Below are 25,279 nucleotides of genomic sequence, written 5' to 3' on the forward strand. Positions count from 1 at the left end.
GTTCGTTGGGGTGACGCGATGCTGACTCGCGGCACACCGGGAACTCATCGCTACACGACGGAGAAGTCCGGTGGCAGCGCGGCCCGTCCGGTCAGCGCCAGCAGCACGTCCTCGCCGTCACCGACCTGAACCGCGATGCGGGCGGCCAGCGCCGCCGCCTCCGCGAGCACGTCGGCCGGTTGGGTCGGAGGCAACCCCGTGGCCCGCGCGATGTCGAGGCCGTGCACCGCGAACTCGAAGACGCGCGTCGGGAGGTAGTTGCTCAGCCGGATGCCCAGTCCGCCGATCACCGTAATCAACGGATCGTCGACGGCGGCAACGTCTTCCAGCGTGCGCACCACCAGCGCGTCGACGGTCGCCACGGGATCGTCGCCGAGGGCGAGGCCGGCCTGCCTGCCGCGTTCGACGATGTCGGCGGCCCCGACGTTCGAGGCGTAGTCGCGGATCTTCGCGTAGTAGTCGGCCGCGCTGGTGACGTCTTCGTGCTCGGCTGTCGACTGCAGGTAGGTCGAGACCGTGATCAGTGAGCGGGACGTGTGGCCGACGAGTGCCCGCAGATCCCATTCGCCGAGGCCCGGCCCTGCCCACCCGTCCCGCGGCAGGGCGCGCACCTGGGCCGCGAATGCGTGCGCCGCGGCCGCGAACGTCGTGGTCACCTCGCTGCGATCTGGTCCCAGCCCTCCACCGACTGGGGTGAGCGGGGTTCGGGTCCGACGTAGATCGCGGCGGGGCGGACGAGCTTGCCGAGGCGCTTCTGCTCGAGGATGTGCGCGCACCACCCCGCGGTTCGTCCGCAGGTGAACATCGCGGGCATCATCGTGGCGGGAACGCCCGCGAAGTCGAGGATGACCGCCGCCCAGAACTCGACGTTGGTCTCGATCGCCCGATCCGGCCTGCGTTCGCGCAATTCGGCCAGCGCCGCCTGCTCGAGCGCCGCGGCCACCTCGAAGCGGGGCGCCTGCAGGCGCTGCGCCGTGGCGCGCAGCACGCGTGCCCGCGGATCCTCCGCGCGGTAGACCCGATGGCCGAAGCCCATCAGCTTGTCCTTGCGGTCGAGGATGCCCTTGACGACGGCGCGGGCGTCGCCGGTCGCCTCGACCTCCTCGATCATCGGCAGCACGCGGGCGGGGGCGCCGCCGTGCAGCGGACCGCTCATCGCCCCGACCGCCCCCGACAACGCGGCCGCGACGTCGGCCCCGGTGGACGTGATCACCCGCGCGGTGAAGGTCGACGCGTTCATCCCGTGCTCAGCGGCCGTCACCCAGTACGCGTCGATGGCTTCGACGTGGCGGGGATCGGGGTCACCCTTCCAGCGGGTCATGAAACGCTGTGTGACCGTTGCGCATTCGTCGATCACGCGCTGGGGTACGGCGGGCTTGTAGATGCCGCGAGCGGACTGCGCGACGTAGGACAGCGCCATCACCGACGCGCGGGCGAGCTGGTCGCGCGCCGTCTGATCGTCGATGTCGAGGGTGGGCGCGTAACCCCAGATCGGCGCGAGCATCGCGAGACCGGCCTGCACGTCGACGCGCACGTCGCCGCTGTGGATCGGCAGCGGGAACGGCTCGGCGGGGACGAGCCCGTTGCCGAACCGGCCGTCGACCAGCAGCGCCCACACGTCGCCGAACGTCACGTGGTCGGCCACCAGATCCTCGATGTCGACACCGCGATAGCGCAGCGCGCCACCGTCCTTATCGGGTTCGGCGATCTCGGTGGTGAAGGCGACGACGCCCTCGAGACCGGCGACGAAGTCATCGGGGACCACTGACGGTTGCGTCATGTCCGCGATTCTCGCACTGGGATCGGCGGCGACTACTTCCGGTCGGTAACGAGTGGCCGAACTTCCGGGCGTAGCGTCGCACGGGTGAGCGCTGGGAGTCCCGAGTCCGGTCCTGTCAACGGCGACCACCTCGCCAACATGCGGGTGGAGTACGGCTCGGTGGAGAAGGACGGCAGTGCCGATCTCGACGCGGACTGGCTGGCGGACGGCTGGCTGAGTCTGCTGCGGGCCTGGCTCGCCGACGCCGAACAGGGCGGGTGCGTCGAGGCCAACGCGATGGTGGTCGGCACCGTCGACCAGGCGGGACGGCCCGTCACGCGCACGGTGCTGTGCAAGAGCGTGGACGAGGCCGGCATCACGTTCTTCACGAACTACGCCTCCGACAAGGGCGAGCAACTCGCCGCCACGCCCTACGCGTCGGCGACGTTCCCGTGGTACGCGCTCGGCAGGCAGGTCCACATCCGCGGCTCGGTCACCAAGGTCTCCGCCGCCGCCACGCTGGACTACTGGTCGACGCGCCCGCGCGGCTCGCAGTTGGGCGCCTGGGCATCGCAGCAGTCGCGGCCCATCGCATCGCGCGCGGCGTTGCTCGAGCAGCTTGCCGACGTCACCGCCCGCTTCGCCGACCTGGAAACCGTTCCGGTGCCGCCGAACTGGGGCGGTTACCTCATCACCCCCGACGTCGTCGAGTTCTGGCAGGGCCGCGAGAACCGTGTGCACAATCGCATCCGCGTCGCAGACGGCCGTCTCGAGCGGCTTCAGCCCTAAGAGTGGGCGGTTTCTTCGCCGACACCACGCCGCTGCGGACGCCGGACTTCCGCCGACTCTGGGTCGCGGGCATCCCGACCGTCATCGGGGCGAACCTCACGATCTTCGCGGTCCCGGTCCAGCTGTACGCGCTGACGCAGAACTCGGCGTACGTCGGGCTGTCCGGGATCTTCGCGCTCGTTCCCCTGATCGTCTTCGGCCTGTGGGGCGGCGCGCTGGCCGACGCGATGGACCGCCGCGTCCTGCTGATCATCGCCTCGATCGGCCTGGCGGTGTCGTCGGTGTTCCTCTGGTTGCAGGCGGCGCTGGCGCTGAACAACGTGTGGGCGGTGCTGTGTCTGCTGTCGGTCCAGCAGGCGTTCTACGCGATCAACGCGCCCACCCGCGCCGCGGCGATCCCGCGCATGCTGCCCGGCGAACAGGTGGCCGCGGCGAACTCGCTCAACATCACGGTGATGCAGTTCGGCGCCATCGTCGGGCCGCTGCTGGCCGGCGTGCTGCTGCGCTGGGTGGATCTGTCGACGCTCTACGCCATCGACGCGGTGACGTGCATCCTCCCGATCTGGGCGACGTTCAGGCTGTCGCCCATCCCGCCGACGGCCACCGAGACGGTCCGCAGCAAGTACGGTGTCGCGGCCGTGTGGGACGGGTTCCGGTACCTGGCCGGGAACAAGGTCGTGCTGATGTCGTTCGTCGTCGATCTGATCGCGATGATCGCGGGCATGCCGCGCGCGCTGTTCCCGCAGATGGCGCACGAGAACTTCGGCGGGCCCGTGGAGGGCGGCACGACGATGGCGCTGCTGGCCGCGGCGATCTCGGTGGGCGCGGTGGCGGGCGGGGTGTTCTCGGGCTGGTTGCCGCGCGTCCGGCGACAGGGCCTCGCGGTCGTCGTCGCCATCCTGGTGTGGGGCGTCGCGATGATCGGGTTCGGTCTCGCCGCGGGCTTCGCGGACGGTCGGGCGGGGACGCTGCTGTGGGTCGCCTTGGCGTTCCTGGCGGTGGGTGGCGCGGCGGACATGGTCTCGTCGGCCTTTCGCAACACGATCCTGCAGCAGGCGGCCTCCGACGACCTCCGTGGCCGGCTTCAGGGCGTCTTCACCGTGGTCGTCGCGGGTGGCCCGCGACTCGCCGACGCGGTGCACGGCGCCGCCGCCGCCGCGGTGGGCACGACGGTCGCCGCAGCGGGTGGCGGCGGGTTGGTCGTCGTCGGCGTGATCATCGCCACAGTCGCTGTGCCGGCGTTCATTCGCTATCGCGTGTGAACGCGTTACCTCCTGTGCAGGCGGGTTAACATCGGCTCATGGGCGTCGAACCGGTTTCGCAGCTCACGCACGAGACGGTGCATGCCTGACATCGCGCCGTCCGGTATCAGGGAGCGCAAGAAGCTTCGCACCCGAGAGGCCCTGATCGACGCCGCGGCCACGCTGTGCCTGCAGAGGGGTTTCGACCACACCACCGTCGAGCAGATCGCGGCCGCCGCCGACGTGTCGACACGGACGTTCAGCCGGTACTTCCCGACGAAGGAGTCGGTGGTCGTCGCGATGACCGGGGACATGGACCGCTACCTCGCCGCGGCCCTCGCCGCGCAGTCGTCCGGGATCACCGAGTACGAGGCGCTGCTGCGGGCCCACCTCGAGGTGTTCAAACCGGACGCCGACTACCGGACGCCCGGCTTCACGCGCATGGCCGTGCTCATCCAGATCATCAACAACGCCGAGTCGCTGCGCTCGTCGGCGTTCCTGCACCAGCGCGGGGTGCAGGAGCGCGAGGCGTTCGTCGTGATGGGCAGGCGGATGGGCGTCGACGCCGACGATCCGGCCGTCCGGATGGTCGGCGACACCTGGACGGTGATCTTTGCGAACGCGTTCGCCGGGCTCGGGATGCCGGGGCACGAACCGCTGGAACCGCGCACCCTGTGCGACCGCCTGCAGGCCCAGTACGACCTGTTCTGCCGAACGTGCAAACCCTGGAACGCGGCGGGCGGCCCCAACGGGAACCCCACGCAAGCGCCGCCGGTGGATAGCGACTACCTTCCCTAAGTGACGGACAGCCAGCCCGACGAACACTGTCCCCAGGACAACCGCAGAAGGGGTTAACGTGCCCGACAACTCCACTCCCGCCGAGGTCGCGTCGCTCCGCTACCCCGGTGGTGAGATCGATCTTGAGATCGTCAAGGCGACTGAGGGATCGGACGGTATCGCGTTGGGCCCGCTCCTCGCGAAGACGGGTTACACGACGTTCGACGGCGGCTTCGTCAACACGTCGTCGACCAAGAGTGCGATCACCTACATCGACGGCGACGCGGGCATCCTGCGCTACCGCGGCTACCCGATCGAGCAACTGGCCGAGAAGTCGACGTTCATCGAGGTCAGTTACCTGCTCATCTACGGCGAGCTGCCGACCGCCGACCAGCTGGCGACGTTCACCAACCTGATTCAGCGGCACACCCTGCTGCACGAGGACCTCAAGCGCTTCTTCGACGGGTTCCCCCGCAACGCGCATCCGATGCCGGTGCTGTCTTCCGCGGTCAACGCGCTCAGCGCGTACTACCAGGATTCGCTGGATCCGCTGGACCGCAAGCAGGTCGAGCTGTCGACGATCCGCCTGCTGGCCAAGCTGCCGACCATCGCGGCGTACGCCTACAAGAAGTCCGAGGGGCAGCCGTTCCTCTACCCGGACAACTCGCTGACGCTGGTCGAGAACTTCCTCCGGATGACGTTCGGCTTCCCGGCTGAGCCCTACGAGGTCGATCCGGAGATCGTCCGCGCGCTGGACATGCTGCTGATCCTGCACGCCGATCACGAGCAGAACTGCTCGACGTCGACGGTGCGACTCGTCGGGTCGTCGCAGGCCAACCTGTTCACGTCGATCTCCGGAGGCATCAACGCGCTGTGGGGCCCGCTGCACGGCGGCGCCAACCAGGCGGTGCTGGAGATGCTCACCAAGATCCGCGACGGTGGCGACGACGTCGAGACCTTCGTCAAGAAGGTCAAGAACCGCGAGGACGGCGTGAAGCTCATGGGCTTCGGGCACCGGGTCTACAAGAACTACGACCCCCGCGCGCGGATCGTCAAGGAGCAGGCCGACAAGATCCTCGCCAAGCTCGGCGTCGAGGATCCGCTGCTCGACATCGCCAAGCAGCTCGAGGAGATCGCGCTGACCGACGACTTCTTCGTCGAGCGCAAGCTCTACCCGAACGTCGACTACTACACCGGCGTGATCTACCGGGCGATGGGCTTCCCGACCCGCATGTTCACCGTGCTGTTCGCGCTCGGCCGGCTGCCCGGCTGGATCGCGCACTGGCAGGAGATGCACTCCGAGCCGAGCAAGATCGGCCGCCCGCGTCAGGTCTACACGGGCTACACCGAACGCGACTACGCCGACCTCGACGCCCGCTAGGTTTTCCGCCGTTCGCGCGTGCACCCGCATGAGACCAAGCTCACCGCAAGGTCGTTTGCATTGATAATGATTGTAGTTTCACAATGGTCGGGTGAACACGGCAGGAATGACCTCGCGGCGTAAAGCCGTCATCCTGGTCTCCTGCTGCCTGAGCCTGCTGATCGTGTCGATGGACGCGACGATCGTGAACGTCGCGATACCGGCCATCCGGTCGGATCTGCACGCCTCGCCGTCACAGCTGCAGTGGGTCGTCGACGTCTACACGCTGGTGCTGGCGTCGCTACTGATCCTCGCGGGCGCGACGGGTGACCGCTTCGGCAGGCGGCGCGTGTTCCAGATCGGCCTGACGGTCTTCGCGATCGGCTCGCTGCTGTGCAGCCTCGCGCCGTCGATCGACATGCTGATCGCCGCCCGCTTCGTGCAGGGCATCGGTGGATCGATGATGAATCCCGTTGCCCTGTCGATCATCTCGCAGATCTTCACCGGCCGCGTGGAGCGCGCAAAGGCGCTCGGCATCTGGGGTGCCGTCGTCGGCATCTCGATGGCGCTCGGCCCGATCGTGGGCGGCCTGCTCATCGAGTACGTCGGCTGGCGGGCGGTGTTCTGGATCAACCTGCCGATCTGCGTGCTCGCCATCGCGCTGACCGCGATCTTCGTGCCGGAGAGCAAGTCCGCCACCATGCGGTCCATCGACCCCATCGGGCAACTGCTCGCCGTGACCTTCCTGTTCGGGGTCGTCTTCGCGCTCATCGAAGGCCCCGGTTACGGCTGGACGTCGCCGCTCGTTCTCGGGATCGCGGCGGTCGCCGCAGTCGCGTTCGTCGGCTTCCTCTACTACGAATCCCGGCGGCTCGACCCGTTCATCGACCTGCGCTTCTTCCGCAGCATCCCGTTCGCGTCGGCCACGGTGACGGCGGTCTCCGCGTTCGCGGCCTGGGGCGCCTTCCTGTTCGTGATGTCGCTCTACCTGCAGGGCGAGCGGCACTTCACCGCGATGCAGACGGGGCTGATCTACCTGCCGATCGCCGTTGGCGCGCTGGTGTTCTCACCGCTGTCGGGCCGCCTGGTCGGCCGCTTCGGAGCTCGGCCGTCGCTGCTGAGCGCCGGGGTGCTGATCACCGCGGCATCGGTGTTGCTGACGTTCCGGACCGCGACGACGCCGGTGTGGCAGCTGCTGATCGTGTTCACCGTGTTCGGCATCGGCTTCTCGATGGTCAACGCCCCGGTGACCAACGCCGCCGTCAGCGGGATGCCGCTGGACCGGGCAGGCGCCGCGTCGGCGGTGACGTCGACCAGCAGACAGGTCGGCGTCAGCATCGGCGTGGCCCTGTGCGGTTCGCTGACCGGTGCGGCGCTGACGCAGGCCGACTCCGACTTCGGTACCGCCGCGCGGCCGCTGTGGTTCGCGTGTGTCGGGTGCGGGATCGTCATCCTGGCCCTGGGCTGGTTCGCGACGTCGGCACGCGCGATCCGGTCGGCGGAACGGCTCGCGCCGCTGATCACGGGGCCGGACGTGCCGAAGGTGGCCGTCGATGTCTGACGCCCGACTGGCCGACGACGTGTGGCGGACCATGGCCGCAGTCGTCTTCGACAACCGCGATGCATGGAAGCGCACCGTCATCGAGCACACCGGGCTGCCGTTCTCCCGCGTGCGGGTGCTGCGCAGGCTTGCGGCGCGGCCGATGACCGCCAAGGAGATCGCGAAGGCCGCGTCCATGGACGCTCCGGCCACCACGGTCGCGGTGAACGATCTGCAGGAGCGCGGTCTGGTGATCCGGGAAGCCGATCCCACGAACCGCCGGTCCAAGCTGATCTCGCTGACGGCCGCCGGCCGCGAACTGATCGACAGCATCTCTCGTCTCGACGACCCCGCGCCCGGCGTGATCGCCGAGTTGCCGGTGTCCGAATTACGCACGCTGCAACGGATTCTCGGAAAGGTCCGACCCGGCTAGGTCTCCAGTACCGCCATGGCCGCGTTGTGGCCGCCGATCCCCGATACCGCGCCGCCGCGTCGCGAGCCGGACCCGCACAGCAGGATGCGATCGTGCGCCGTGGCGACACCCCAGCGTCGCGCCGGCGTGTCCAGGGGGTCGTCATCCCCGGCGAACGGCCACTGCAGGGCGCCGTGGAAGATGTTGCCCGCCGTCATGCCCAGGGCGTCCTCGAGGTCGGCTGTCGTCTTGGTCTCGATGCACGGTTTGCCCTGCGCGTCGGTCATCACCACGTCCTGAATCGGCTCGGCGAGAACCGAATTCAGCGAGGCGAGGACGGCGTCGGTGAGGCGGGACCGGGTCGCGTCGGGATCGCCCGCCGCCAGCGTGTGGGGGGTGTGCAACCCGAACACCGTCAGCGTCTGCGCCCCGGAGCGCTGTAACTCCTCGGACAGGATGCTGGGGTCGGTCAGTGAATGGCAGTAGATCTCACACGGCAGCGGATCAGGCACCTCGCCGCGGCGTGCCGTCTCGTAGGCTCCGTCGAGTTGGGTCAGCGTCTCGTTGATGTGGAACGTGCCGCCGAACGCCTGCTCGGGTGCGATCGTCGAATCACGAAGGCGGGGAAGTCGTTTCAGCATCAGATTGACCTTCACCTGCGCGCCGGGAGCGGACTCGGGCGCGGGCTCGCCCAGGAGACCGGCGAGCACCGTCGGTGTCACGCCGGACAGCACGCGGTGCCCGTGCACGACGTTGTCGACGCCGCCGCGGCGGTATCGCACCTCGCCGTCCGGTGTCACCGCGTAGACCTCGGCGCCGGTGACGATGTCGGCGCCGTGGCTCGCTGCCGCCGCGGCCAGTGCCCCGCTGACGGCACCCATGCCGCCGATCGGGACGTCCCAGTCCCCGGTGCCGCCGCCGATCAGGTGGTACAGGAAGCAGACGTTCTGGCTCAGTGCGGGATCGTCGGTCCGCGCGAACGTCCCGATGAGCGCGTCGGTCGCCATGATGCCGCGCACCAGGTCGTGAGCGACGGCATCGGTGATCGCCGCGCCGATCGGCTGCCGGATGAGTTCCTCCCACGCGGTCGCGGCGTCGGCCGATTCGTCGGCGGTGACCAGGCGGCGGGCGTCGTCGGCCGTGCGCAGCGGTTGCAGCAGCGTCGGCCACAGCCGCCGGGTGACCAGCGAACAGCGTCGGTAGAAGTCGTCGAATGCGGCCCTGTCCGCCCCCGCTCCGATGGTGTCGAACGAACCGCCGGGCCCGACCAGCAGTCCGGTGCGGCCGCCCGTCGCGGGATCCGGCGTGTACGAGGAGTACCGGCGGCTGGCCAGCCGCACCTGCGCGCCGAGGTCCTCGGCGATGCGCGCGGGCAGCAGGCTGACCAGATAGGAGTAGCGCGACAGACGCGCACCGACGCCGTCGAAGGCCTGCGCAGAAACCGCCGCGCCACCAACGTGTTCCAGGCGCTCGAGGACCAGCACCCGCCGCCCCGCCCGTGCGAGGTAGGCCGCCGCGACCAAGCCGTTGTGACCACCGCCGACGACGACGGCGTCGTAGCTCTCTGATGCCGTCACGACGTCACGTCAGCCCAGATAGCCCTCGACCTGGTCGCCGGGGCGCGCGCTGGCCTGGTCCGGGTCCTGACCGGTTTCGCGCAACGCGCGACGCTGTCTCAGCAGGTCCCAGCACTGGTCGAGCTGAACCTCCAGCGATTGCAGCCTCCGGTGCTCCTCGGTCTCGTCGACCTCGTGACGCTGCAGTTTGGCGCGCAGTTCGTGCTCTTCAGCGACGAGCTGGTTGACCTGTTCGAGAATGTCGCGGTCCTTATCCACCGCCCCAGTCTGCCCGACTACGGTGTACGTCGTGGCCAACGACAAGAAACCCGAGATCGACTTCCCCGACGGTCCGGCACCCACCGAGCTCGTCATCGAAGATCTGGAGATCGGCGAGGGCGCCGAGGCAGTCGCCGGCGGCACCGTCACGGTGCACTACGTCGGCGTCGAACACGACACCGGCGAGGAATTCGACAGTTCGTGGAACCGCGGCGAGTCCATCGAATTCCCGCTGCGCGGGCTGATCCAGGGCTGGCAGGACGGTATTCCGGGCATGAAGGTCGGCGGGCGGCGCAAGCTCACCATCCCGCCGGAGCAGGCCTACGGTCCGGCGGGTTCGGGGCACCAGTTGTCGGGCAAGACGCTGATCTTCGTCATCGACCTGCTCGACGCCCGGTAGGCCGCTTTCCATGGCGGGTTCCGACAGGCGCGCCGAGTCCCGGTTCTACCGGCGGATGCCCGGTCCGGGGTGGTTGTTTGCCTTCCTCGCAGTGCCCCTGCTGCTGGCGCTGATCGGGTGGGCGGGCCTGGGCCGAACCGGAACGACCTCCGATGCGCTGACGCTGCCGACGGTGAATCCGACGGCGACGATGAGCGAGACCGCCAGCGCGCCGACGCCGCCGTCGTCGACCGCCGCGGCTCCGCGGGGCGACTACCCGGCATGGTCAATCGTGCGCAGCGGCAACGGTTTCACGCTCACCGGCGAGGTAGCCGATGAGGAGACCAAGCGGGGCCTGATCGACACGCTCAAGCTGGTGCTGCCGGGTGCCTCGATCGTCGACGAGCTGAAGGTCACGCCCGGCGTTCGAACCCCCGACATCGGCGGTCTCGGTGGCCTGTTCAGTGCGGCGGTGGGAATTCCGGACTTCAGCCTGAAGCTCGACGGCGGCACCGCGACGCTCACCGGTGTGGCGCCTGCGCAGCCGATCAAGGACAGTGCCGACACGTACGCGAAGGCCGCCTTCCCGGATGTCAACGTGGTCAACGACATCGAGGTATCGGCCGCCTCGCCGTCGGCCTCCGCGCCACCGCCGTCGGCCACCACCACTCAGGCTCGGCCACCTGCGCCTGCGCCGGGTGGGGCGTGCGCGTCACTGCAGGCCGATATCACCGGTCTGCTGAAGACGCCCATCACCTTCGTCACCAACGGCGCGACGCTCGCCGCGGAGTCGCAGCGCCTGGTCGGGCAGATCGCCGACAAGGTCAAGGGGTGTCCCGACGCCAAGCTGTCGGTCACCGGTCACACCGACGGGACGGGCAACGACGCGATCAACACCCCGCTGAGCGCCGGCCGGGCGAAGGCCGTCGCCGACGCGCTGGTCGCCGACGGCGTCCCCGCGGGCAACGTGACGTCCAGAGGGGTGGGCGCATCGGCCCCGATCGCCCCCGACGACACCGCCGAGGGCCGGGCCCAGAACCGGCGCGTCGAGATCACGGTCAACTGAGGAGCGAACAGAGTGGACTTCTTCATCCAATGGGTGTGGTACGTGCTCGCGTTCCTGGTCGGCTCCCTGGTGGCGTGGGGTGTCACCGCCGCGACGATCAAACGCACCAGCGAGGACGAGGCGTTGGCCGACCTGTCCGGCTCGCGGGCGATCGGAGGCGAGCGATGACCTCGGTGAACTGGTACCTCGTCGCCCTGGCGTTCGTGCTGGGCGTGGCGTTGACGCTCGCCTTCATGATCCGACGGGTCCAGCACGAGGTCCCGGCGCCCGCCGGTGGGGGAGCCACGGCCGCCACGCTGACGGGATCGGTGAACACGGCGAAGGCCGAGTCCGACGTCGACGCGCCGCATGGTCCGGGCTCGGCGAAGCCGGCCGCCGACGGCAGCGGGCCCGAGGGCTGGCTGGTCAAGGGCAACGAGGACTCGATGCTCTACCACTCGACGGAGAGCCCGTACTACGGACGGACCATCGCCGAGGTGTGGTTCCGCGACGTCGAAACCGCTGAGGCGGCGGGATTCAACCGATGGGACAGCGGAAAGTCGCAGCGCCCCAAGAAGTAACGCGCTAGGTCGGGCCGGGTAGGCGTAGCAGCAGCCGCGCGCCGCCCAGCGGGCTCTCCTCGAGTGATGCTGTCCCGCCGTGCAACTGGGCCTGCTGAGCCACCAGCGCCAAGCCCAGGCCCGAGCCGGAACGCGAGGCCGTCGATCCCCGGCTGAACCTGTCGAACACCACCTTGCGCTCCTTTTCGGGTACGCCGACACCGTTGTCGTCGATCGCGATCTCGACACCGGCACGCGAACTGACCGCCGAGAGCTGCACGCGGCTCGCCCCGCCGTGTTTGACCGCGTTGGCGATCGCGTTGTCGACCGTGAGCCGCAACCCCGTCGGCAGCCCCACGATGATCATCGTGGGCGCGGGCACCAGTGACACCTCGAGGTCGGGGTAGACCCGCATCGCATCCTGCGCGGCGCGGTCGAGGAGTTCGGTGATGTCCACCGGCACGTGGTCGTCTGACGTCGAAAGTTCGCCCTGCGCAAGGCGTTCGAGCGCCGTCAGGGTGTCCTCGACACGGCTCTGCGTGCGGATGACGTCGCCGAGGACCTCCTTGCGCTGCTCGTCGGTCATGTCGAGGGTGGCGAGCACTTCGAGGTTGGTGCGCATGGCCGTCAGCGGGGTGCGCAGTTCGTGCGCCGACACCGCGGAGAAGTCGCGCGCGGACGCGAGCGCGGCCTCGGTGCGGTCGCGTTCCTCCCAGATGCGTTCGATGAGACCGTTGACCGCATCACCGATCTCGACGGCCTCGGTGGCCCCGCGGACGTCGACGTCGGGTTCCTCGTCGTCCAGGTCGATCTCCCTGGTCTGCTTGGCCAGGCTCTTGAGCGGTCGGATCGCGAACGCGGCGAGCAGCCAGCCGAGCAGTGCCGCGGCGCCGACGGCGAAGAAGCAGATCATCAGCACGCGGCGGTGCAGGTTGTTGGTGTCGGCGATGGTCGCGTCGTAGGTGGCGCCGACGGCCACCGAGGTCTTCCCCGTCGCTTCGCTCGCCCCGGCCGTCGGCTCGGACGGGCCGACGATCTCGACGGTGCGAACGCGGTAGCGCACCCCGTCGACCTCGGTGTCGGCGTAGCCGGCGGGCAGTTCGGGTAGGAGGACATCGGAGTTCGACGCGACCTGGCCGCCGCGACGCACCGTGATGATCACGTCCTGGTCGTTGGGCGACGGGGGAATCTGCTCGATTCCGCGCGGCAGGAACGGAATGGCGAATCCCGCGGCCTCGTCGAGGCGCCGGTCGAGCCGTTCCTTGCGGTCGTTGGTGATGCCGACCCAGACGATGGTCCCGACGATCGTGATGAGGATCGCGGCGGCGACGGCGCTGGCGAACGCGACGCGGGTGCGCAGCGACGGGGTCCGTCGGAACGTCCGCGCCTGCAGGTTCACTCCTACTGCTGCCGCAGGACGAATCCCACGCCGCGCACGGTGTGCAGCAGCCGCGGAGCGCCGCCCGCTTCGAGCTTGCGGCGCAGGTATCCGATGAATACGTCGACGACGTTGGTGTCGGCGGCGAAGTCGTAACCCCACACCAGCTCCAGCAGCTGGGCGCGCGACAGCACCGCGGTCTTGTGTTCCGCGAGCACGGCCAGCAGGTCGAACTCGCGCTTGGTCAGGTCGACGTCGGCGCCGTTGACACGAGCGCGCCTGCCGGGGATGTCGACCTCCAGCGGGCCGACGGCGATGGTCTCCGACGAGAACGTCGCCGTGGCGCCGCGGCGACGCAGCAGCGCCTTCACGCGCGCCACCAGCTCCTGCAGCACGAACGGCTTGACCAGGTAGTCGTCGGCCCCGGCCTCGAGACCGGCGACGCGGTCGTCGACCGAGCTGCGCGCCGACAGCACGCACACCGGCACGTCGTTGTCCATCGCCCGCAGCGCGGTGACCACGCTGACGCCGTCCAGCACCGGCATGTTGATGTCGAGCACGATCGCGTCGGGCCGCGTCTCCGTCGCGCTGCGCAGCGCCTCGGCGCCGTCGACCGCGGTCGAGACGTCGAAGCCGGACAGCCGCAACCCGCGTTCGAGCGAGGCGAGCACGTCGGGGTCGTCGTCGACCACGAGCACTCTGGGTGAGGAGCCAGCGGCCGCGCCCATGTCCATGGGTGCCATCTTGCCCGATGAGGTGGGCAGGACGCGGTAAGCGGGGTATTCGGCATCGTCCAGTCGTGATTTCGGCGTGATTCCGTTCGCTCGGCGACGGTCATCACGCCGAAATCGCAGGAAAAGCACGATCGGGAAGGCGTTGACCTCATCATTTGTTGAGGTTCTACGGTGATGACATGAATCTTGAGACAGTCGCGCGCCAGACGTTGTACCGGCAGACGCGAGCCCGCGGCGGCGATGTCAGCGGCTTAGCCGACAGGGCGCTGCTGACGCGCATCTGGCGCTTCGCCGCGCGACACCACCGACGGCTGGGCGGATTCGTCGCGATCAGCGTCGTGGGGGCCCTGCTGGCGGTGGCGACACCGCTGCTGGCGGGCCGGGTGGTCGACGTCATCGTCAAAGGCGGGGCGCCGTCCACGGTGGTGGTGATCGCGGCGGTCATCGCCGCCGTCGCGCTGGCCGAGGCCGGCGTCGGTCTGGTCACCCGCTGGCTGTCGTCGACTATCGGCGAGGGCCTCATCCTCGACCTGCGCAGCGCGGTGTTCGACCACGTGCAGCGGATGCCGATCGCCTTCTTCACCAGAACCCGCACCGGCGCACTCGTCAGCCGGCTGGGCAACGACGTCATCGGCGCGCAGCGCGCGTTCTCCGACACTCTGTCCGGTGTCGTCGGCAACCTCGTCACGCTGACGCTGACGCTCGTCGTGATGATCGGCATCTCCTGGCAGATCACGGCGCTGGCGCTGCTGCTGATGCCGCTGTTCCTGGTGCCCGCGCGGCGGATCGGCTCCACGATGGCCAAGCTCAGCCGCGAGAGCGCGATCTACAACGCGACGATGACCACCCAGATGACGGAACGGTTCTCGGCGCCGGGCGCCACGCTGGTCAAGCTGTTCGGCAACCCGGTTGCCGAATCGGCGGAGTTCACGGCGCGGGCCAGTCGGGTGCGCGACATCGGCGTGAAGACCGCGATGCTGCAAGCCACGTTCATGAACTCGCTGACGCTGATGTCCGCGCTCGCGCTGGCGCTCGTCTACGGCCTCGGCGGTGTGCTGGCCATCGGCGGCCAGCTGCAGGCGGGCGCCATCGTGTCGCTGGCGCTGCTGCTGACCCGGCTGTACGCGCCGCTGACCGCGCTCGCCAACGCCCGTGTCGAGATCTCCAGTGCGCTGGTCAGTTTCGAGCGCGTCTTCGAGGTGCTCGACCTGGTGCCGCTCATCCGGGAACGCGACGACGCCGTGCCGGTTCCCGACGGTCCGGTCGCCGTCGAGTTTGACGACGTGCGCTTCGGCTACCCGTCCGCGGACAAAGTGTCGCTGGCCTCGCTCGAGGAGGTCGCCGTGCTGGACGAGCGCGGCGGAGACGAAGTCCTCCACGGTGTTTCGTTCACTGCGCAGCCGGGGCAGATGGTCGCACTGGTCGGGCCGTCGGGGGCGGGCAAGTCGACGATCGCGTCGCTGCTGGCCCGGCTGTACGACGTCGACTCGGGAACCGTCAGGCTGGCGGGCACCGACGTGCGCGACGTGTCGTTCGCGTCGCTGCGCGACACCGTCGGCGTCGTCACCCAGGACGGGCACCTGTTCCACGAGTCCATCCGGGCGAACCTGCTGCTGGCCGCACCGGAAGCCACCGACGATCAGCTGTGGGACGCGCTGCGGCGGGCCCGCCTCGCCGACGTCGTCGCCGACATGCCCGACGGCCTGGACACCGTCGTCGGCGAGCGGGGGTACCGGCTGTCCGGTGGTCAGCGGCAGCGGTTGACCATCGCGCGGCTGCTGCTGGGCCGCTCGCGCGTCGTGGTGCTCGACGAGGCCACGGCGGCGCTGGACTCGGAGTCGGAGGTCGCGGTGCAGTCCGCACTCGACGAGGCACTGGCGGGCCGGACCTCGATCGTGATCGCACACCGGCTCTCGACCGTGCGCGCCGCCGACCTGATTCTGGTCGTCGAGGACGGGCGCATCGTCGAGCGCGGCACGCACGACGGACTGCTGGCCCGCCGCGGGCGCTACGCGTCGCTGTACGAGACGCAGTTCGGCGACCGGAAAGCCGTTGCGTGACGTTGCTTAATCGGTTGCTTGCGGTGGGAACATCGTGAGCGGGGACGTTCAACGTGTCACAGGCACGAGCTAGACAGATGACAGGTGATGGTGTGATGCGCGCGAAACGGGAGTCGAGGCCTCCGACGCTGACGCGTGCGCCGGCCGTCGCGGGCCCGCGCCGGTCGTCGCGGGCGGCGTCGTCGCTGACGCGCCTGCTGCCGTACCTGAAGCCGTATCGGTGGCGCTGGACGATCATGGCGCTGGTCTCGGTGTTCAGCCTCGCCGCCACCGTCGCGATCCCGCTGATGACGCGCGCGGTGATCGACGGGCCGGTTCGCAACCAGGACGAGCGGGGGCTGTGGGTGCTCGGGTTGGCCGCGCTGAGCGTCGGCATCACCGAAGCCCTGATGTGGTTCATCCGGCGCTGGCTCGTCGCACGCGCGACCCTCGGGGTCGAGGCCGATATCCGCAAGGACCTGTACGCCCGGCTGCAGATCCTGCCGATGTCCTTCCACGGCCGCTGGCAGTCGGGTCAGCTGCTGTCACGCGTCATGAACGACTTGAGCGCCATTCGGCAGTTCCTGTCGTTCGGGTTGTTGTTCCTGGTTCTCAACGGGATTCAGATCACGGTCATCACCGCGATCCTGCTCACGATGTACTGGCCGCTCGGGGTCGTCGTCGTGGTGTCGATCGTCCCGATCACCGTCACGGTCTTCCACTTCCAGCGGAAGTTCACCGTGCTGTCGCGGCGGTCGCAGGACCAGGCCGGCCATGTGGCGACGCACGTCGAGGAGGCCGCGCTCGGCATGCGCGTGGTGAAGTCGTTCGGCCGCGAGGACTACAGCTACGAGCGGTTCAACTCTCGCGCCGCGGAGCTGTACGACACCCAGCTCGAGAAGGTCGCGGTGTCGGCGCGGTTCTGGACGCTGCTCGAGGTCATTCCGAACATCACGCTGATCCTGGTGCTCGGCTTCGGTGCGTACGCCGCGGGCAACGGCCTCGTCACCCTGGGCACCCTGGTCGCGTTCATCACCATGATGCTGTCGCTGGTGTGGCCGATCGCCTCGCTGGGGTTCCTGCTGTCGATGACACAGGAGTCGTTCACCGCGGCTGACCGCGTCGTGGAGATCTTCGACGCGCCGCGCGACATCGTCGACGGCCCGATCGACGAGCCGCCCCGCGGCGGCCGGCTGGAACTGGTCGACGTCGGCTTCCGCTTCCCGGACTCGGACGAGTGGGCGCTGCGGCACGTCGACGTGACCGTCGAACCCGGTGAAACGCTGGCCCTCGTCGGCGCCACCGGGTCGGGGAAGACGGTGCTCGCCGCGCTGATGTCGCGCCTGTACGACGTCACCGAGGGACGCATCCTCGTCGACGGCCTCGACATCCGCGAGTTGTCGCTGTCCGCGTTGCGCCGGACCGTGGCGACCGCCTTCGAGGATCCGACGCTGTTCTCAATGTCGGTGGCGGAGAATCTAAGACTCGGTAGTGCCCCAGACAACCCTGTGACCGACGACGATATCGCTCAGGCCATCGACGTCGCCGCCGCGCAGTTCGTCTACGACCTGCCGTTCGGCCTCGACACCCGCATCGGTGAACAGGGGATGAGCCTGTCCGGCGGCCAGCGGCAACGACTTTCGCTCGCCAGGGCGATTCTGGCCGCGCCCGCCGTGCTGGTGCTGGACGACACCCTGTCGGCGCTGGACGTACACACCGAGGCCGTCGTCACCGAGGCGTTGGGCCGGGTGCTCGGTGCGGTGACGGGCATCGTCGTCGCGCACCGGGCGTCGACGGTGCTGCTCGCCGACCGCGTCGCGCTGCTCGAGAGGGGCACCATCACGCGGGTGGGGACGCACGCCGAACTGCTGGCCGACGCTCCCGAGTACCGGTATCTGCTGGCCGCCGACGAGGACCTCGAATGGGAACAGGACGACGAACGTACGCGCCTGGAGAACCTCTACCTCGAGGCCAGGGCCACCGAAGAGGCTTGTGAGGAAAGGGATCTGGCGGAGGGGAGGTCGCGCACATGAGCGTCACGGACTGGCGCGGCCGCACGATCGAGGATCGCGACGACGATCTTCCGATCGACGAATCGGTGTCCCGTCGTCGCGAGGCTCGGTCGCTGCTGGGATCGCTGCTGCGGCCGTACGCACCCGCGGTGGCGCTGCTGGCGCTCGTCGTGATCGTCGAGAACGCCGCCCGGCTGTCGGTGCCGCTGCTGGTGCAGCGGGGTATCGACCACGGCATCCCGCCGATCGCCGCGGGGGGGCCGGCGCGCGAGCTCCTGACGATCGTCGGCGCGCTGTGCGGTGTCGTGCTGCTGCAGGCCGTCAGCCGGATGTACTTCCTGCGGCGCTCCGGACGGATCGGTCAGCGGGTGCTGCTCGCGCTGCGCCAGCGGATCTACCGGCACTTCCAGCGCCTCGATGTGGCGTTCCACGACCGCTACACGTCGGGCCGGGTGGTGAGCCGGTCGACCAACGACGTCGAGGCGATCCAGGACATGCTCGAAACCGGGTTCGACGGGCTGATCACCGCGATCCTCACACTCGGTGGCACGGCGGTGCTGCTGGTGGTGCTCGACGTCCACCTCGGCCTGGTGTGCCTCGCGGCGTTCCCCATCCTGGTCGGCCTGGTGTGGTGGTTCCGGACCCAGACGTCGAAGACGTATCTGAAGGTGCGCGAGAGCGCGGCGCTGCTGATCGTCCAGTTCGTCGAGACGATGACGGGCATCAAGGCCGTTCAGGCCTACCGCCGCGAACCGCGCAACCAGGAGATCTACGAAGACGTCGCCGATCAGTACCGCGACATCAACGAGAAGGCCTTCAAGCTGCTCGCGATCTTCATGCCGGGCGTCAAACTCGTCGGCAACGTCACCACCGGTGTCGTGCTGCTGTACGGCGGCTACCGGGTGCTGCGCGGCGAGATGACGATCGGCACGCTGACCGCGTTCCTGCTGTATCTGCGCATGTTCTTCGAGCCGATGCAGGAGATCTCACAGTTCTTCAACACGTTCCAGTCGGCGTCGGCGGCCCTGGAGAAGATCGCGGGCGTGCTGGCTCAGCAGCCCGCGGTGACGGATCCCGAGAAGCCGGTCGAGCTGCCGACGGTCAAGGGCGACATCCGGTTTCGGGACGTCAGTTTCTCCTACGTGCCGGGGCGCCCGGTGCTGCCCGACATGCAGCTGGAGGTGCCTGCGGGCCAGACCGTCGCGCTGGTCGGTACCACGGGAGCGGGTAAGACGACCATCGCCAAGCTGATCGCGCGGTTCTACGACCCGACCTCGGGTGCGGTGACCCTCGACGGAGTCGACCTTCGCGACCTCGACCAGAGCGAGTTGCGCAGGCACGTCGTCATGGTGACGCAGGAGAACTTCATGTTCGAGGGCTCCGTCGCCGACAACATCCGGTTCGGCAGGCCCGACGCCACCGACGTGGAGGTCCGCGCGGCGGCGGAAGCCGTTGGCGCGCAGCGTTTCATCGAGGCGCTGCCGGAGGGTTACGAGACCGACGTGGCCAAACGCGGCGGTCGGCTGTCGGCTGGTCAGCGTCAGCTGATCGCCTTCGCGCGGGCGTTCCTCGCCGATCCCGCGGTGCTGATCCTCGACGAGGCCACCTCGTCGCTGGACATCCCGAGTGAGCGACTGGTGCAGCGCGCGCTCGCGACCGTGCTGGCCGACCGCACCGCGTTGGTGATCGCCCACCGGCTGTCGACCGTGCAGGTCGCCGACCGGGTGCTGGTGCTCGAGCACGGCCGCATCGTCGAAGACGGTCCGCCTGCGGAGTTGATGCAGGGCGACGGCCGGTACGCGGCGCTGCATCGGGCCTGGGTCGAATCGCTGGTCTGAGCGTAGGTGATCCACAATCGACCCGTATGACGCTCAATCAGCTCCGCGCCTTCGTCGAGGCCCAACGGCTCGGGTCCTTCACCGCTGCCGCCGACGCGCTGGTGATGGCGCAGGCGTCGGTGTCGGAGTTGGTGCGCAGGCTCGAGGACGAACTCGACGCGCAATTGTTCGTGCGTGGCAGTCGGCGGCTCACCCTGACCGCCGCGGGACGCGAACTGCTCCCGTACGCGCAGCAGGCCGTGCACGCGTCCGAGAGCGGCGTCGACGCCGTGCGGGCCGTGGGGTCGCTGGGCGGTGGGACGGCGACGTTCGGCGTGCCCCGTAACGCCGACTACTACCTGCTGTCGAGCCTCGTGCAGACGTTCCACATGCGCTACCCCGCGGTCAGGGTGCGGCTCGTCGGGCAGAACTCCGCGGAGACGGCGGCGACGATCGCGGCAGGGGAGATCGAGGCGGGCATGCTGATCCTGCCGATCGACGACGAGGATCTGGTGATCCGGCCGCTGCTGCGCGACGAGGTGTACTACGTCAGCGCCGACCCCGCGCGCACCGAGAAGCCGATCACGATAAGGCAATTCGCGCAGGCCACCCTGGTGCTCTACGACGCGCACTACGGCTGGAAGGACCCCACCCGCAGGCAGCTCGCCGAACGCGCTCAACTCGCGGGTCTGAAGCTCGAGCCCGTCATCGAGATCGAACACGTGGAATCGGCGCTCAAGCTCGTCGCCGCGGGTATCGGCGACACCATCGTCAGCGGCGCGGTCCTGACGAGCGAGGCGTTCCCCGCCGGTCTGCACACCACGCCGTTCGCCGAGCCGCTCTACGACACGATCGCCCTCGCTCAGCATCGCGGACGGCCGCTGTCGAACGCGACGCGCGAGTTCGCTCGGCTGGCCGAGGACACCATCCGTCACCTCCCCGTCGTCCCGCTCACCAGGGCTGAGCAGCGGGCGGGCGCGGTGCCGCTGATAGCCCGGAATCGGTCCTGACCAGCGGGTACCGCTTAACAGCAGGGTTGTCCTGTGGTTTATGCTGGATTCACCCATCTAGTCCTTTGGCTCAAATCCGCCTACCGTCGCCGCCATGCAGATCACGCCCGACGAAGCCCGCGCCCTCGGACCGATCACCTGGCTCAAGAAGCCGGCCGTCGACGGGCCGCCCGCCCAACGGGATCCGAAGGTCGTCGAGCGGGTGTCCGAGATGCTCACCGACATCGAACGCAACGGGTTGGACGCGGTACGCAACTACGCGCGCGAACTCGACGGCTGGACCGGCGATCTCGAGGTGGGCGTCGACGATCTCCGCCGCAGCGGCGACGCCCTGCCCGCCGATGTCCGGGCCGCACTGGAACTCGGCTACGAGCGCACGAACCGCTTCGCCACCGCGCAGCGCGCGCACCTCTCCGACTTCGAGGTGGACATCGCGCCGGGCGTCGTCGGCGGCGTGCAGTACATCCCGGTCACCCGCGTCGGCGCGTATCTCCCCGCCGGCCGCTTCCCGCTGCTCGCCAGCGCCTTCATGACCGTCGGCTTCGCCAAGACCGCGGGCGTTCCGACGGTCGTCGCGTGCACCCCGCCGTCGGGTGAGCACGGTGCGCACCCCGCGGTGCTGTACGGCGCCTACCTGTCCCGCGCCGACCGGGTGTTCGCCGTGGGCGGCGTGCAGGCGCTGGGCGCGATGGCGTTCGGCCTCCTCGGTGAGGCGCCCGTGGACATGATCGTCGGTGCGGGCAACGCCTTCGTGACCGAGGCCAAGCGGCAGCTGTTCGGGCGCGTCGGTATCGACCTGCTCGCAGGGCCGTCCGAAGTCGCGGTGCTCGCCGACGAGACCGCCGATCCGGAGTGGGTGGCCGCCGACCTGCTGGGGCAGGCCGAGCACGGGCCCAACTCACCCGCCGCGTTGATCACCACGTCGGAGTCGTTGGGCCGCAGGGTGATCGAGGCGATCGACCGCCAGCTGGCCACGCTGGCCACCCGCGAGATCGCCGGAGCGGCGTGGCGGGACTACGGCTCGGTCGTCGTGGCGACGGATCGGGCCCAGGCCGCCGCGATCGCCGATGTCCTCGGCCCGGAGCACCTCGAAGTCCAGACCGACGACGACGAATACTTCCTCAAGGAGCTGCGCAACTACGGCTCGCTGTTCATCGGGCCGTGGAGCACCGTGGCCTACTCCGACAAGGGCATCGCCGGAACCAATCACGTGCTGCCGACCGGCAAGACGGCACGCTACAACGCCGGGCTGTCCGTATCGCGGTTCCTCAAGCCGCTGACTTACCAGCGGGCGCAGCGCGAGGCCACCGCGGCGCTCGCCCCGGCGGTCGAACGGATCTCGGCGTTCGAAGGACTCGCCGCCCATGAAGCCACCGCGACCATCCGGATCGACGAGATCGGCCGCCACTCCGGCGCTTTCGACGGCACACCCGCGGTTACCCGAGGCCGCTGATGGCCACGGTCCGCGCATCCGCTGTCGCGATCCCGATCGAATTCGGGAACCTCGCGGCCAATCTGGCCGCGATCCGCGCTGCGTTGACGCGGGCCGAGGCGGGACCGCACCTGATCGTCTTCACCGAATTGGCAACCAGCGGTTACGTGTTCACCGACGACAACGAGGCCCGATCGCTCGCGCTGAGCGCCGACGACCCACGGCTGACCTCGCTCGCCGACGCCGTGCCGGACGGCGCGGTGGCCGTCGTCGGGTTCTGCGAACAGGCGGACGGCGCGCTGTACAACTCGGCGCTCGTGCTGACTCGGTCCGGCGCGCTCGGGTGCTACCGCAAGTCGCACCTGTGGGACGCCGAGTGCCGGATCTTCGCCACCGGAGGTGAGGCGGGAACGGTGCTCGACACCCCGGTCGGTCGCCTCGGCGTGGCGATTTGCTACGACAACGAGTTCCCCGAGGTGCCGCGCCGGCTCGCACTGGCGGGAGCCGAAGTGCTTGCACTGCCGTCGAACTGGCCGCTGGTGCAGCGGCCAGCAGGCGAGCACCCGCCGGAGCTCGTGCAGGCCATGGCAGCCGCCAGGGCCTCACGACTGCCCACGGTGATCGCCGATCGGCACGGCGTCGAGCGCGGCGTCGAATGGACCGGCGGCACCGCGATCATCTCGCCCGACGGCTGGGTGTGCGCGACCCCGGACGAGCACGGCGTCGCCTCCACCGTGCTCACCACGACCTCAGACAAGTCGATCGGGCCGTACAACGACCTGTTCGCCGATCGACGCCCCGAGCTGTACACGCCCGACTACGCCCTGTTGAACCGCACGTCCTACTGAACAGCTAGCGAGGAAGCCATGCCCGAGACGTCCGCCATCGAGTCGAAGTCCATCGACTGGGTCCCCCTCGACGAACGACGGGGAAAGCCGTCGACGCTGTTCCCCCTGTGGTTCATGTCGAATGCGAACCTCACCACCCTCGCCACCGGCATGGTCGGCGCATCGCTCGGTGCGTCGTTTCTGACGTCGCTGGTGGCGATCGTGCTGGGCGCCGCCGTCGGAACGGTCTTCACCGCGTTCCACTCCGCGCAGGGACCGCAGCTCGGACTGCCCCAGATGATCCAGTCGCGAGCGCAATTCGGCTACCGGGGTGTCGTCGTGATCTGCGCCGTCGTCGTGTTCAGCATCGTCGGGTTCAACATCTTCAACCAGATCCTGGCCGCCGACGTCATCACCCTGACCACCCACACCGACCTGCGGGACCTGTGGTTCGTCCTCATCACCGGCCTGGCGCTGGCGCTGGCGATCTACGGCTATCACTGGATCCACCGCTTCCAGACGTGGCTGACGTGGCTGTTCCTCGCGACGTTCGGCGTGTTCACCGTCGCGGCGCTGGTCTTCCTGCCACTTCCGCAGGGGCAGTTCGGTTTCGACGGCTTCACCTGGGCCGCTTTCCTCGTGCAGTTCGCCGCCGCGGCGGCGTACGCACTCGGCTGGGCACCCTACGTCTCGGACTACTCGCGCTACCTGCCGCCGCAGACGAGTCCGCGAAAGGCGCTGTGGTACACGTACGCCGGTGTCTTCGTCGGTGCGGCCTGGCTGATGGTGCTCGGCGCGCTGGTCGCCGCTCTGCTCGCCGACGCGTCGCCGCTCGAGGCCGTCAAGAGCGCCGCCGACCAGCTCGTCGCCGGCTCCGGCACCTGGCTGCTGGTGGCAGCGCTGCCCGGACTCATCACCGTGATCACGGTCAACATCTACGCGGCGTCCCTCGAGCTGATCACGATGATCGACTCGTTCAAGGCGGTGCGGCCCACCCTCCGGCTGCGGATCGTGTCGTGCTCGGTGATCGCGTCGGCCGGCCTGCTCGGAGCGGTGCTGTCGACGGGTGAATTCCTCGCCAACTTCGGCAGCTTCCTGGTGGTGCTGCTCTACCTGCTGGTGCCGTGGACGTCGGTCAACCTGGTCGACTACTACTTCGTCCGGCGCGGCCACTACGCCATCCGCGAGATCTTCGTGCCCACCGGCGGCGTGTACGGAACGTGGGGGTGGCGCGGCCTGGGTGCGTACGCCATCGGAATCGTCGCGATGATCCCGTTCGTGGTGACGGTCTGGTACACCGGCCCGGTCGCCTCGGCGCTCGGTGACGTCGACATCGCCCTGTTCGTCGGACTGTTCGCGTCGGCGCTCGCCTACCTGCTGATGGCGCGGTCACTCGACCTCGCCGCGGAGATCGCGAAGGCGGAGGCCGACTCTCGCGACCACGGCATCGAGGCGGTCAGCTTCTCCGGCCGCGTCGCGCCGGTCGAAACCTAGGGCAGCAACCCCGCGCGCCGCGCCGTGGACACGGCTTCGTGCCGGGTTCGCGCACCGAGCTTCGCGGTGGCGCTGCGCAGGTAGCTCTTGACGGTCTCGGGTCGCAGCGAAAGTCGCTTGGCCGCTTCGGCATTGGAGCAGCCCAGGGCCACCTGAGCGAGAACGTCGAGCTCGCGCGCAGTCAGGTGCGGTACATCGGTCGTCCCGCTGTCGCCCGTCAGCCGGCCGGCCAGTCGCTCCAACTCGCCCCGCAACTCGGGCGCCACCCCGGCGAGTCGGCGCAACTCCGCGTGGACCTCGCGCACCCGCTCGGACGCCACGGCTCCTGCCGCAGCGGCCTCGTGCAGCCGTAGCCGGCGGTCGACCTCGTCGCGGATGCGCAGTTCGTCGGAGATCCTGCGACTGGAGGCGACCATAAGATCGGCGGCGCGTCCGCCCACCGGCGCACTCGACCGGTACGCGCCGTAGAGCATCGCGCGCGGCACGCCGTCGACGATCACGGGGACCGCGAGCACCGACCGGATGCCCTCGGACAGCACGGGGCCGTCGTAGTCGTGCGTGATGGTCGACGCGTTGCGGTAGTCGGCCACCGACAGCGGTCTGCCCTCGACCATGCTCGCCCCGCCCAGCCCCGAGTTGGATCGCACGATCAGCCCGCGCAGCCGCCCGGTCCTGGTCCCGACGAACTCGCTGAGCAGCAACGCGTCACCCCGCACCTCGCCGCCGAAGAGCACCGGCACCCCGCCGTCGACGGCGACCCGGCGCAACTCGGCCCGCAGCACGTCGGTGTCGCGGGGCCTTAACAGCGATCGCACAGGGTTCCCCTCTTTCGGGGGTAG

At 69.2% G+C, this 25,279-nt stretch carries 24 protein-coding genes; 17 read left to right on the forward strand and 7 right to left on the reverse strand.

Annotated elements, in window-relative coordinates; genetic code table 11:
• Nucleotides 1–50 precede the first annotated feature (50 nt).
• Nucleotides 51–656, reverse strand: a complete 606-nt coding sequence (locus tag NM203_RS05375) for a maleylpyruvate isomerase N-terminal domain-containing protein (protein WP_255058664.1) — start codon at nucleotides 654–656, stop codon at nucleotides 51–53.
• On the reverse strand, nucleotides 653–1,780 hold the full coding sequence (locus tag NM203_RS05380) for a citrate synthase 2 (RefSeq protein WP_255058665.1): 1,128 nt from the start codon (nucleotides 1,778–1,780) through the stop codon (nucleotides 653–655). Before NM203_RS05380 ends, NM203_RS05375 begins: the two co-directional genes overlap by 4 nt.
• Before the next feature lie 138 nt (nucleotides 1,781–1,918).
• Between NM203_RS05380 and pdxH the strand changes: the two genes are divergently transcribed.
• From pdxH to NM203_RS05410, 6 genes are all read left to right on the forward strand, one after another.
• Complete coding sequence (gene pdxH, locus NM203_RS05385) at nucleotides 1,919–2,548, forward strand: pyridoxamine 5'-phosphate oxidase (RefSeq protein ID WP_255059124.1); 630 nt, start codon at nucleotides 1,919–1,921, stop codon at nucleotides 2,546–2,548.
• 2 nt (nucleotides 2,549–2,550) lie between these two features.
• Nucleotides 2,551–3,810 carry an MFS transporter gene (locus NM203_RS05390; protein WP_255058666.1) on the forward strand — a complete coding sequence of 420 codons (1,260 nt, stop codon included), beginning with the start codon at nucleotides 2,551–2,553 and terminating at the stop codon, nucleotides 3,808–3,810.
• Nucleotides 3,811–3,891: 81 nt separating this feature from the next.
• On the forward strand, nucleotides 3,892–4,587 hold the full coding sequence (locus NM203_RS05395) for a TetR/AcrR family transcriptional regulator (RefSeq protein WP_255058667.1): 696 nt from the start codon (nucleotides 3,892–3,894) through the stop codon (nucleotides 4,585–4,587).
• A 58-nt stretch (nucleotides 4,588–4,645) separates the two neighbouring features.
• Nucleotides 4,646–5,947, forward strand: coding sequence for a citrate synthase (locus NM203_RS05400; protein ID WP_255058668.1), 1,302 nt, complete (start codon nucleotides 4,646–4,648; stop codon nucleotides 5,945–5,947).
• A gap of 106 nt (nucleotides 5,948–6,053) precedes the next feature.
• On the forward strand, nucleotides 6,054–7,487 hold the full coding sequence (locus tag NM203_RS05405) for an MFS transporter (RefSeq protein WP_255059125.1): 1,434 nt from the start codon (nucleotides 6,054–6,056) through the stop codon (nucleotides 7,485–7,487).
• On the forward strand, nucleotides 7,480–7,899 hold the full coding sequence (locus NM203_RS05410) for a MarR family winged helix-turn-helix transcriptional regulator (RefSeq protein WP_255058669.1): 420 nt from the start codon (nucleotides 7,480–7,482) through the stop codon (nucleotides 7,897–7,899). Before NM203_RS05405 ends, NM203_RS05410 begins: the two co-directional genes overlap by 8 nt.
• Here the strand turns inward: NM203_RS05410 and NM203_RS05415 are convergent.
• Both NM203_RS05415 and NM203_RS05420 read right to left on the reverse strand, forming a co-directional pair.
• Complete coding sequence (locus tag NM203_RS05415) at nucleotides 7,896–9,455, reverse strand: phytoene desaturase family protein (protein WP_255058670.1); 1,560 nt, start codon at nucleotides 9,453–9,455, stop codon at nucleotides 7,896–7,898. The genes NM203_RS05410 and NM203_RS05415 overlap by 4 nt on opposite strands.
• Before the next feature lie 9 nt (nucleotides 9,456–9,464).
• Complete coding sequence (locus NM203_RS05420; protein WP_255058671.1) at nucleotides 9,465–9,713, reverse strand: DUF2630 family protein; 249 nt, start codon at nucleotides 9,711–9,713, stop codon at nucleotides 9,465–9,467.
• 31 nt (nucleotides 9,714–9,744) lie between these two features.
• Between NM203_RS05420 and NM203_RS05425 the strand changes: the two genes are divergently transcribed.
• From NM203_RS05425 to arfC, 4 genes are read left to right on the forward strand one after another with little or no spacing between them, the layout of a single operon-like run.
• Nucleotides 9,745–10,113: an FKBP-type peptidyl-prolyl cis-trans isomerase gene (locus tag NM203_RS05425; protein ID WP_255058672.1), complete on the forward strand. Its 369-nt coding sequence runs from the start codon at nucleotides 9,745–9,747 to the stop codon at nucleotides 10,111–10,113.
• 10 nt (nucleotides 10,114–10,123) lie between these two features.
• Complete coding sequence (gene arfA, locus NM203_RS05430) at nucleotides 10,124–11,158, forward strand: channel-forming protein ArfA/OmpATb (RefSeq protein ID WP_255058673.1); 1,035 nt, start codon at nucleotides 10,124–10,126, stop codon at nucleotides 11,156–11,158.
• Nucleotides 11,159–11,170: 12 nt separating this feature from the next.
• Nucleotides 11,171–11,326, forward strand: a complete 156-nt coding sequence (gene arfB, locus NM203_RS05435; RefSeq protein WP_255058674.1) for a channel accessory protein ArfB — start codon at nucleotides 11,171–11,173, stop codon at nucleotides 11,324–11,326.
• Entirely contained in the window at nucleotides 11,323–11,718 is a 396-nt protein-coding gene (gene arfC, locus NM203_RS05440; protein WP_255058675.1) for a channel accessory protein ArfC, sunset domain variant, read from the forward strand. Before arfB ends, arfC begins: the two co-directional genes overlap by 4 nt.
• Nucleotides 11,719–11,722: 4 nt before the next feature.
• Here arfC and NM203_RS05445 read toward each other — a convergent pair whose 3' ends face one another.
• Together NM203_RS05445 and NM203_RS05450 are read right to left on the reverse strand one after the other, a co-directional pair.
• The gene (locus NM203_RS05445) at nucleotides 11,723–13,096 is read right to left on the reverse strand and encodes a sensor histidine kinase (RefSeq protein ID WP_255058676.1); all 1,374 of its coding nucleotides are present in this window, start codon (nucleotides 13,094–13,096) and stop codon (nucleotides 11,723–11,725) included.
• Nucleotides 13,097–13,098: 2 nt separating this feature from the next.
• Entirely contained in the window at nucleotides 13,099–13,818 is a 720-nt protein-coding gene (locus tag NM203_RS05450; protein WP_255058677.1) for a response regulator transcription factor, read from the reverse strand.
• 170 nt (nucleotides 13,819–13,988) lie between these two features.
• Between NM203_RS05450 and NM203_RS05455 the strand changes: the two genes are divergently transcribed.
• The 7 genes from NM203_RS05455 (at nucleotide 13,989) to NM203_RS05485 (ending at nucleotide 24,440) form a co-directional block, all read left to right on the forward strand.
• On the forward strand, nucleotides 13,989–15,869 hold the full coding sequence (locus tag NM203_RS05455) for an ABC transporter ATP-binding protein (protein WP_255058678.1): 1,881 nt from the start codon (nucleotides 13,989–13,991) through the stop codon (nucleotides 15,867–15,869).
• A 95-nt stretch (nucleotides 15,870–15,964) separates the two neighbouring features.
• Nucleotides 15,965–17,881: an ABC transporter ATP-binding protein gene (locus tag NM203_RS05460; protein WP_255058679.1), complete on the forward strand. Its 1,917-nt coding sequence runs from the start codon at nucleotides 15,965–15,967 to the stop codon at nucleotides 17,879–17,881.
• Nucleotides 17,878–19,698 (forward strand): ABC transporter ATP-binding protein, encoded by a 1,821-nt coding sequence (locus tag NM203_RS05465; RefSeq protein ID WP_255058680.1) that lies wholly within the window; start codon nucleotides 17,878–17,880, stop codon nucleotides 19,696–19,698. The genes NM203_RS05460 and NM203_RS05465 overlap by 4 nt, the downstream gene beginning before the upstream one ends.
• Nucleotides 19,699–19,724: 26 nt before the next feature.
• Nucleotides 19,725–20,687 carry a LysR family transcriptional regulator gene (locus NM203_RS05470; protein ID WP_255058681.1) on the forward strand — a complete coding sequence of 321 codons (963 nt, stop codon included), beginning with the start codon at nucleotides 19,725–19,727 and terminating at the stop codon, nucleotides 20,685–20,687.
• A 94-nt stretch (nucleotides 20,688–20,781) separates the two neighbouring features.
• Nucleotides 20,782–22,140 (forward strand): histidinol dehydrogenase, encoded by a 1,359-nt coding sequence (hisD, locus tag NM203_RS05475; RefSeq protein WP_255058682.1) that lies wholly within the window; start codon nucleotides 20,782–20,784, stop codon nucleotides 22,138–22,140.
• Nucleotides 22,140–22,967 carry a nitrilase-related carbon-nitrogen hydrolase gene (locus tag NM203_RS05480; protein ID WP_255058683.1) on the forward strand — a complete coding sequence of 276 codons (828 nt, stop codon included), beginning with the start codon at nucleotides 22,140–22,142 and terminating at the stop codon, nucleotides 22,965–22,967. The genes hisD and NM203_RS05480 overlap by 1 nt, the downstream gene beginning before the upstream one ends.
• Before the next feature lie 18 nt (nucleotides 22,968–22,985).
• Nucleotides 22,986–24,440 carry a purine-cytosine permease family protein gene (locus tag NM203_RS05485; protein WP_255058684.1) on the forward strand — a complete coding sequence of 485 codons (1,455 nt, stop codon included), beginning with the start codon at nucleotides 22,986–22,988 and terminating at the stop codon, nucleotides 24,438–24,440.
• Here NM203_RS05485 and NM203_RS05490 read toward each other — a convergent pair.
• A complete protein-coding gene (locus NM203_RS05490) occupies nucleotides 24,437–25,255 on the reverse strand; it encodes a helix-turn-helix transcriptional regulator (protein WP_255058685.1) in 819 nt (272 codons plus the stop codon). The two genes, NM203_RS05485 and NM203_RS05490, sit on opposite strands and share 4 nt — an antisense overlap.
• Nucleotides 25,256–25,279 lie beyond the last annotated feature (24 nt).

The sequence above is a fragment of the Mycolicibacterium arenosum genome (assembly GCF_024320865.1).
GTDB lineage: Bacteria > Actinomycetota > Actinomycetes > Mycobacteriales > Mycobacteriaceae > Mycobacterium > Mycobacterium arenosum.

Coding starts and splice junctions, on each gene's coding strand:
- NM203_RS05465 (WP_255058680.1), top strand. CDS start 17,878: ATGAGCGTCACGGACTGGCGCGGCCGCACGATCGAGGATCGCGACGAC.
- NM203_RS05405 (WP_255059125.1), top strand. CDS start 6,054: ATGACCTCGCGGCGTAAAGCCGTCATCCTGGTCTCCTGCTGCCTGAGC.
- NM203_RS05470 (WP_255058681.1), top strand. CDS start 19,725: ATGACGCTCAATCAGCTCCGCGCCTTCGTCGAGGCCCAACGGCTCGGG.
- arfA (WP_255058673.1), top strand. CDS start 10,124: ATGGCGGGTTCCGACAGGCGCGCCGAGTCCCGGTTCTACCGGCGGATG.
- NM203_RS05460 (WP_255058679.1), top strand. CDS start 15,965: ATGCGCGCGAAACGGGAGTCGAGGCCTCCGACGCTGACGCGTGCGCCG.
- NM203_RS05480 (WP_255058683.1), top strand. CDS start 22,140: ATGGCCACGGTCCGCGCATCCGCTGTCGCGATCCCGATCGAATTCGGG.
- NM203_RS05380 (WP_255058665.1), bottom strand. CDS start 1,780: ATGACGCAACCGTCAGTGGTCCCCGATGACTTCGTCGCCGGTCTCGAG.
- pdxH (WP_255059124.1), top strand. CDS start 1,919: ATGCGGGTGGAGTACGGCTCGGTGGAGAAGGACGGCAGTGCCGATCTC.
- NM203_RS05395 (WP_255058667.1), top strand. CDS start 3,892: ATGCCTGACATCGCGCCGTCCGGTATCAGGGAGCGCAAGAAGCTTCGC.
- NM203_RS05485 (WP_255058684.1), top strand. CDS start 22,986: ATGCCCGAGACGTCCGCCATCGAGTCGAAGTCCATCGACTGGGTCCCC.
- hisD (WP_255058682.1), top strand. CDS start 20,782: ATGCAGATCACGCCCGACGAAGCCCGCGCCCTCGGACCGATCACCTGG.
- NM203_RS05455 (WP_255058678.1), top strand. CDS start 13,989: ATGAATCTTGAGACAGTCGCGCGCCAGACGTTGTACCGGCAGACGCGA.
- NM203_RS05450 (WP_255058677.1), bottom strand. CDS start 13,818: ATGGCACCCATGGACATGGGCGCGGCCGCTGGCTCCTCACCCAGAGTG.
- NM203_RS05410 (WP_255058669.1), top strand. CDS start 7,480: ATGTCTGACGCCCGACTGGCCGACGACGTGTGGCGGACCATGGCCGCA.
- arfC (WP_255058675.1), top strand. CDS start 11,323: ATGACCTCGGTGAACTGGTACCTCGTCGCCCTGGCGTTCGTGCTGGGC.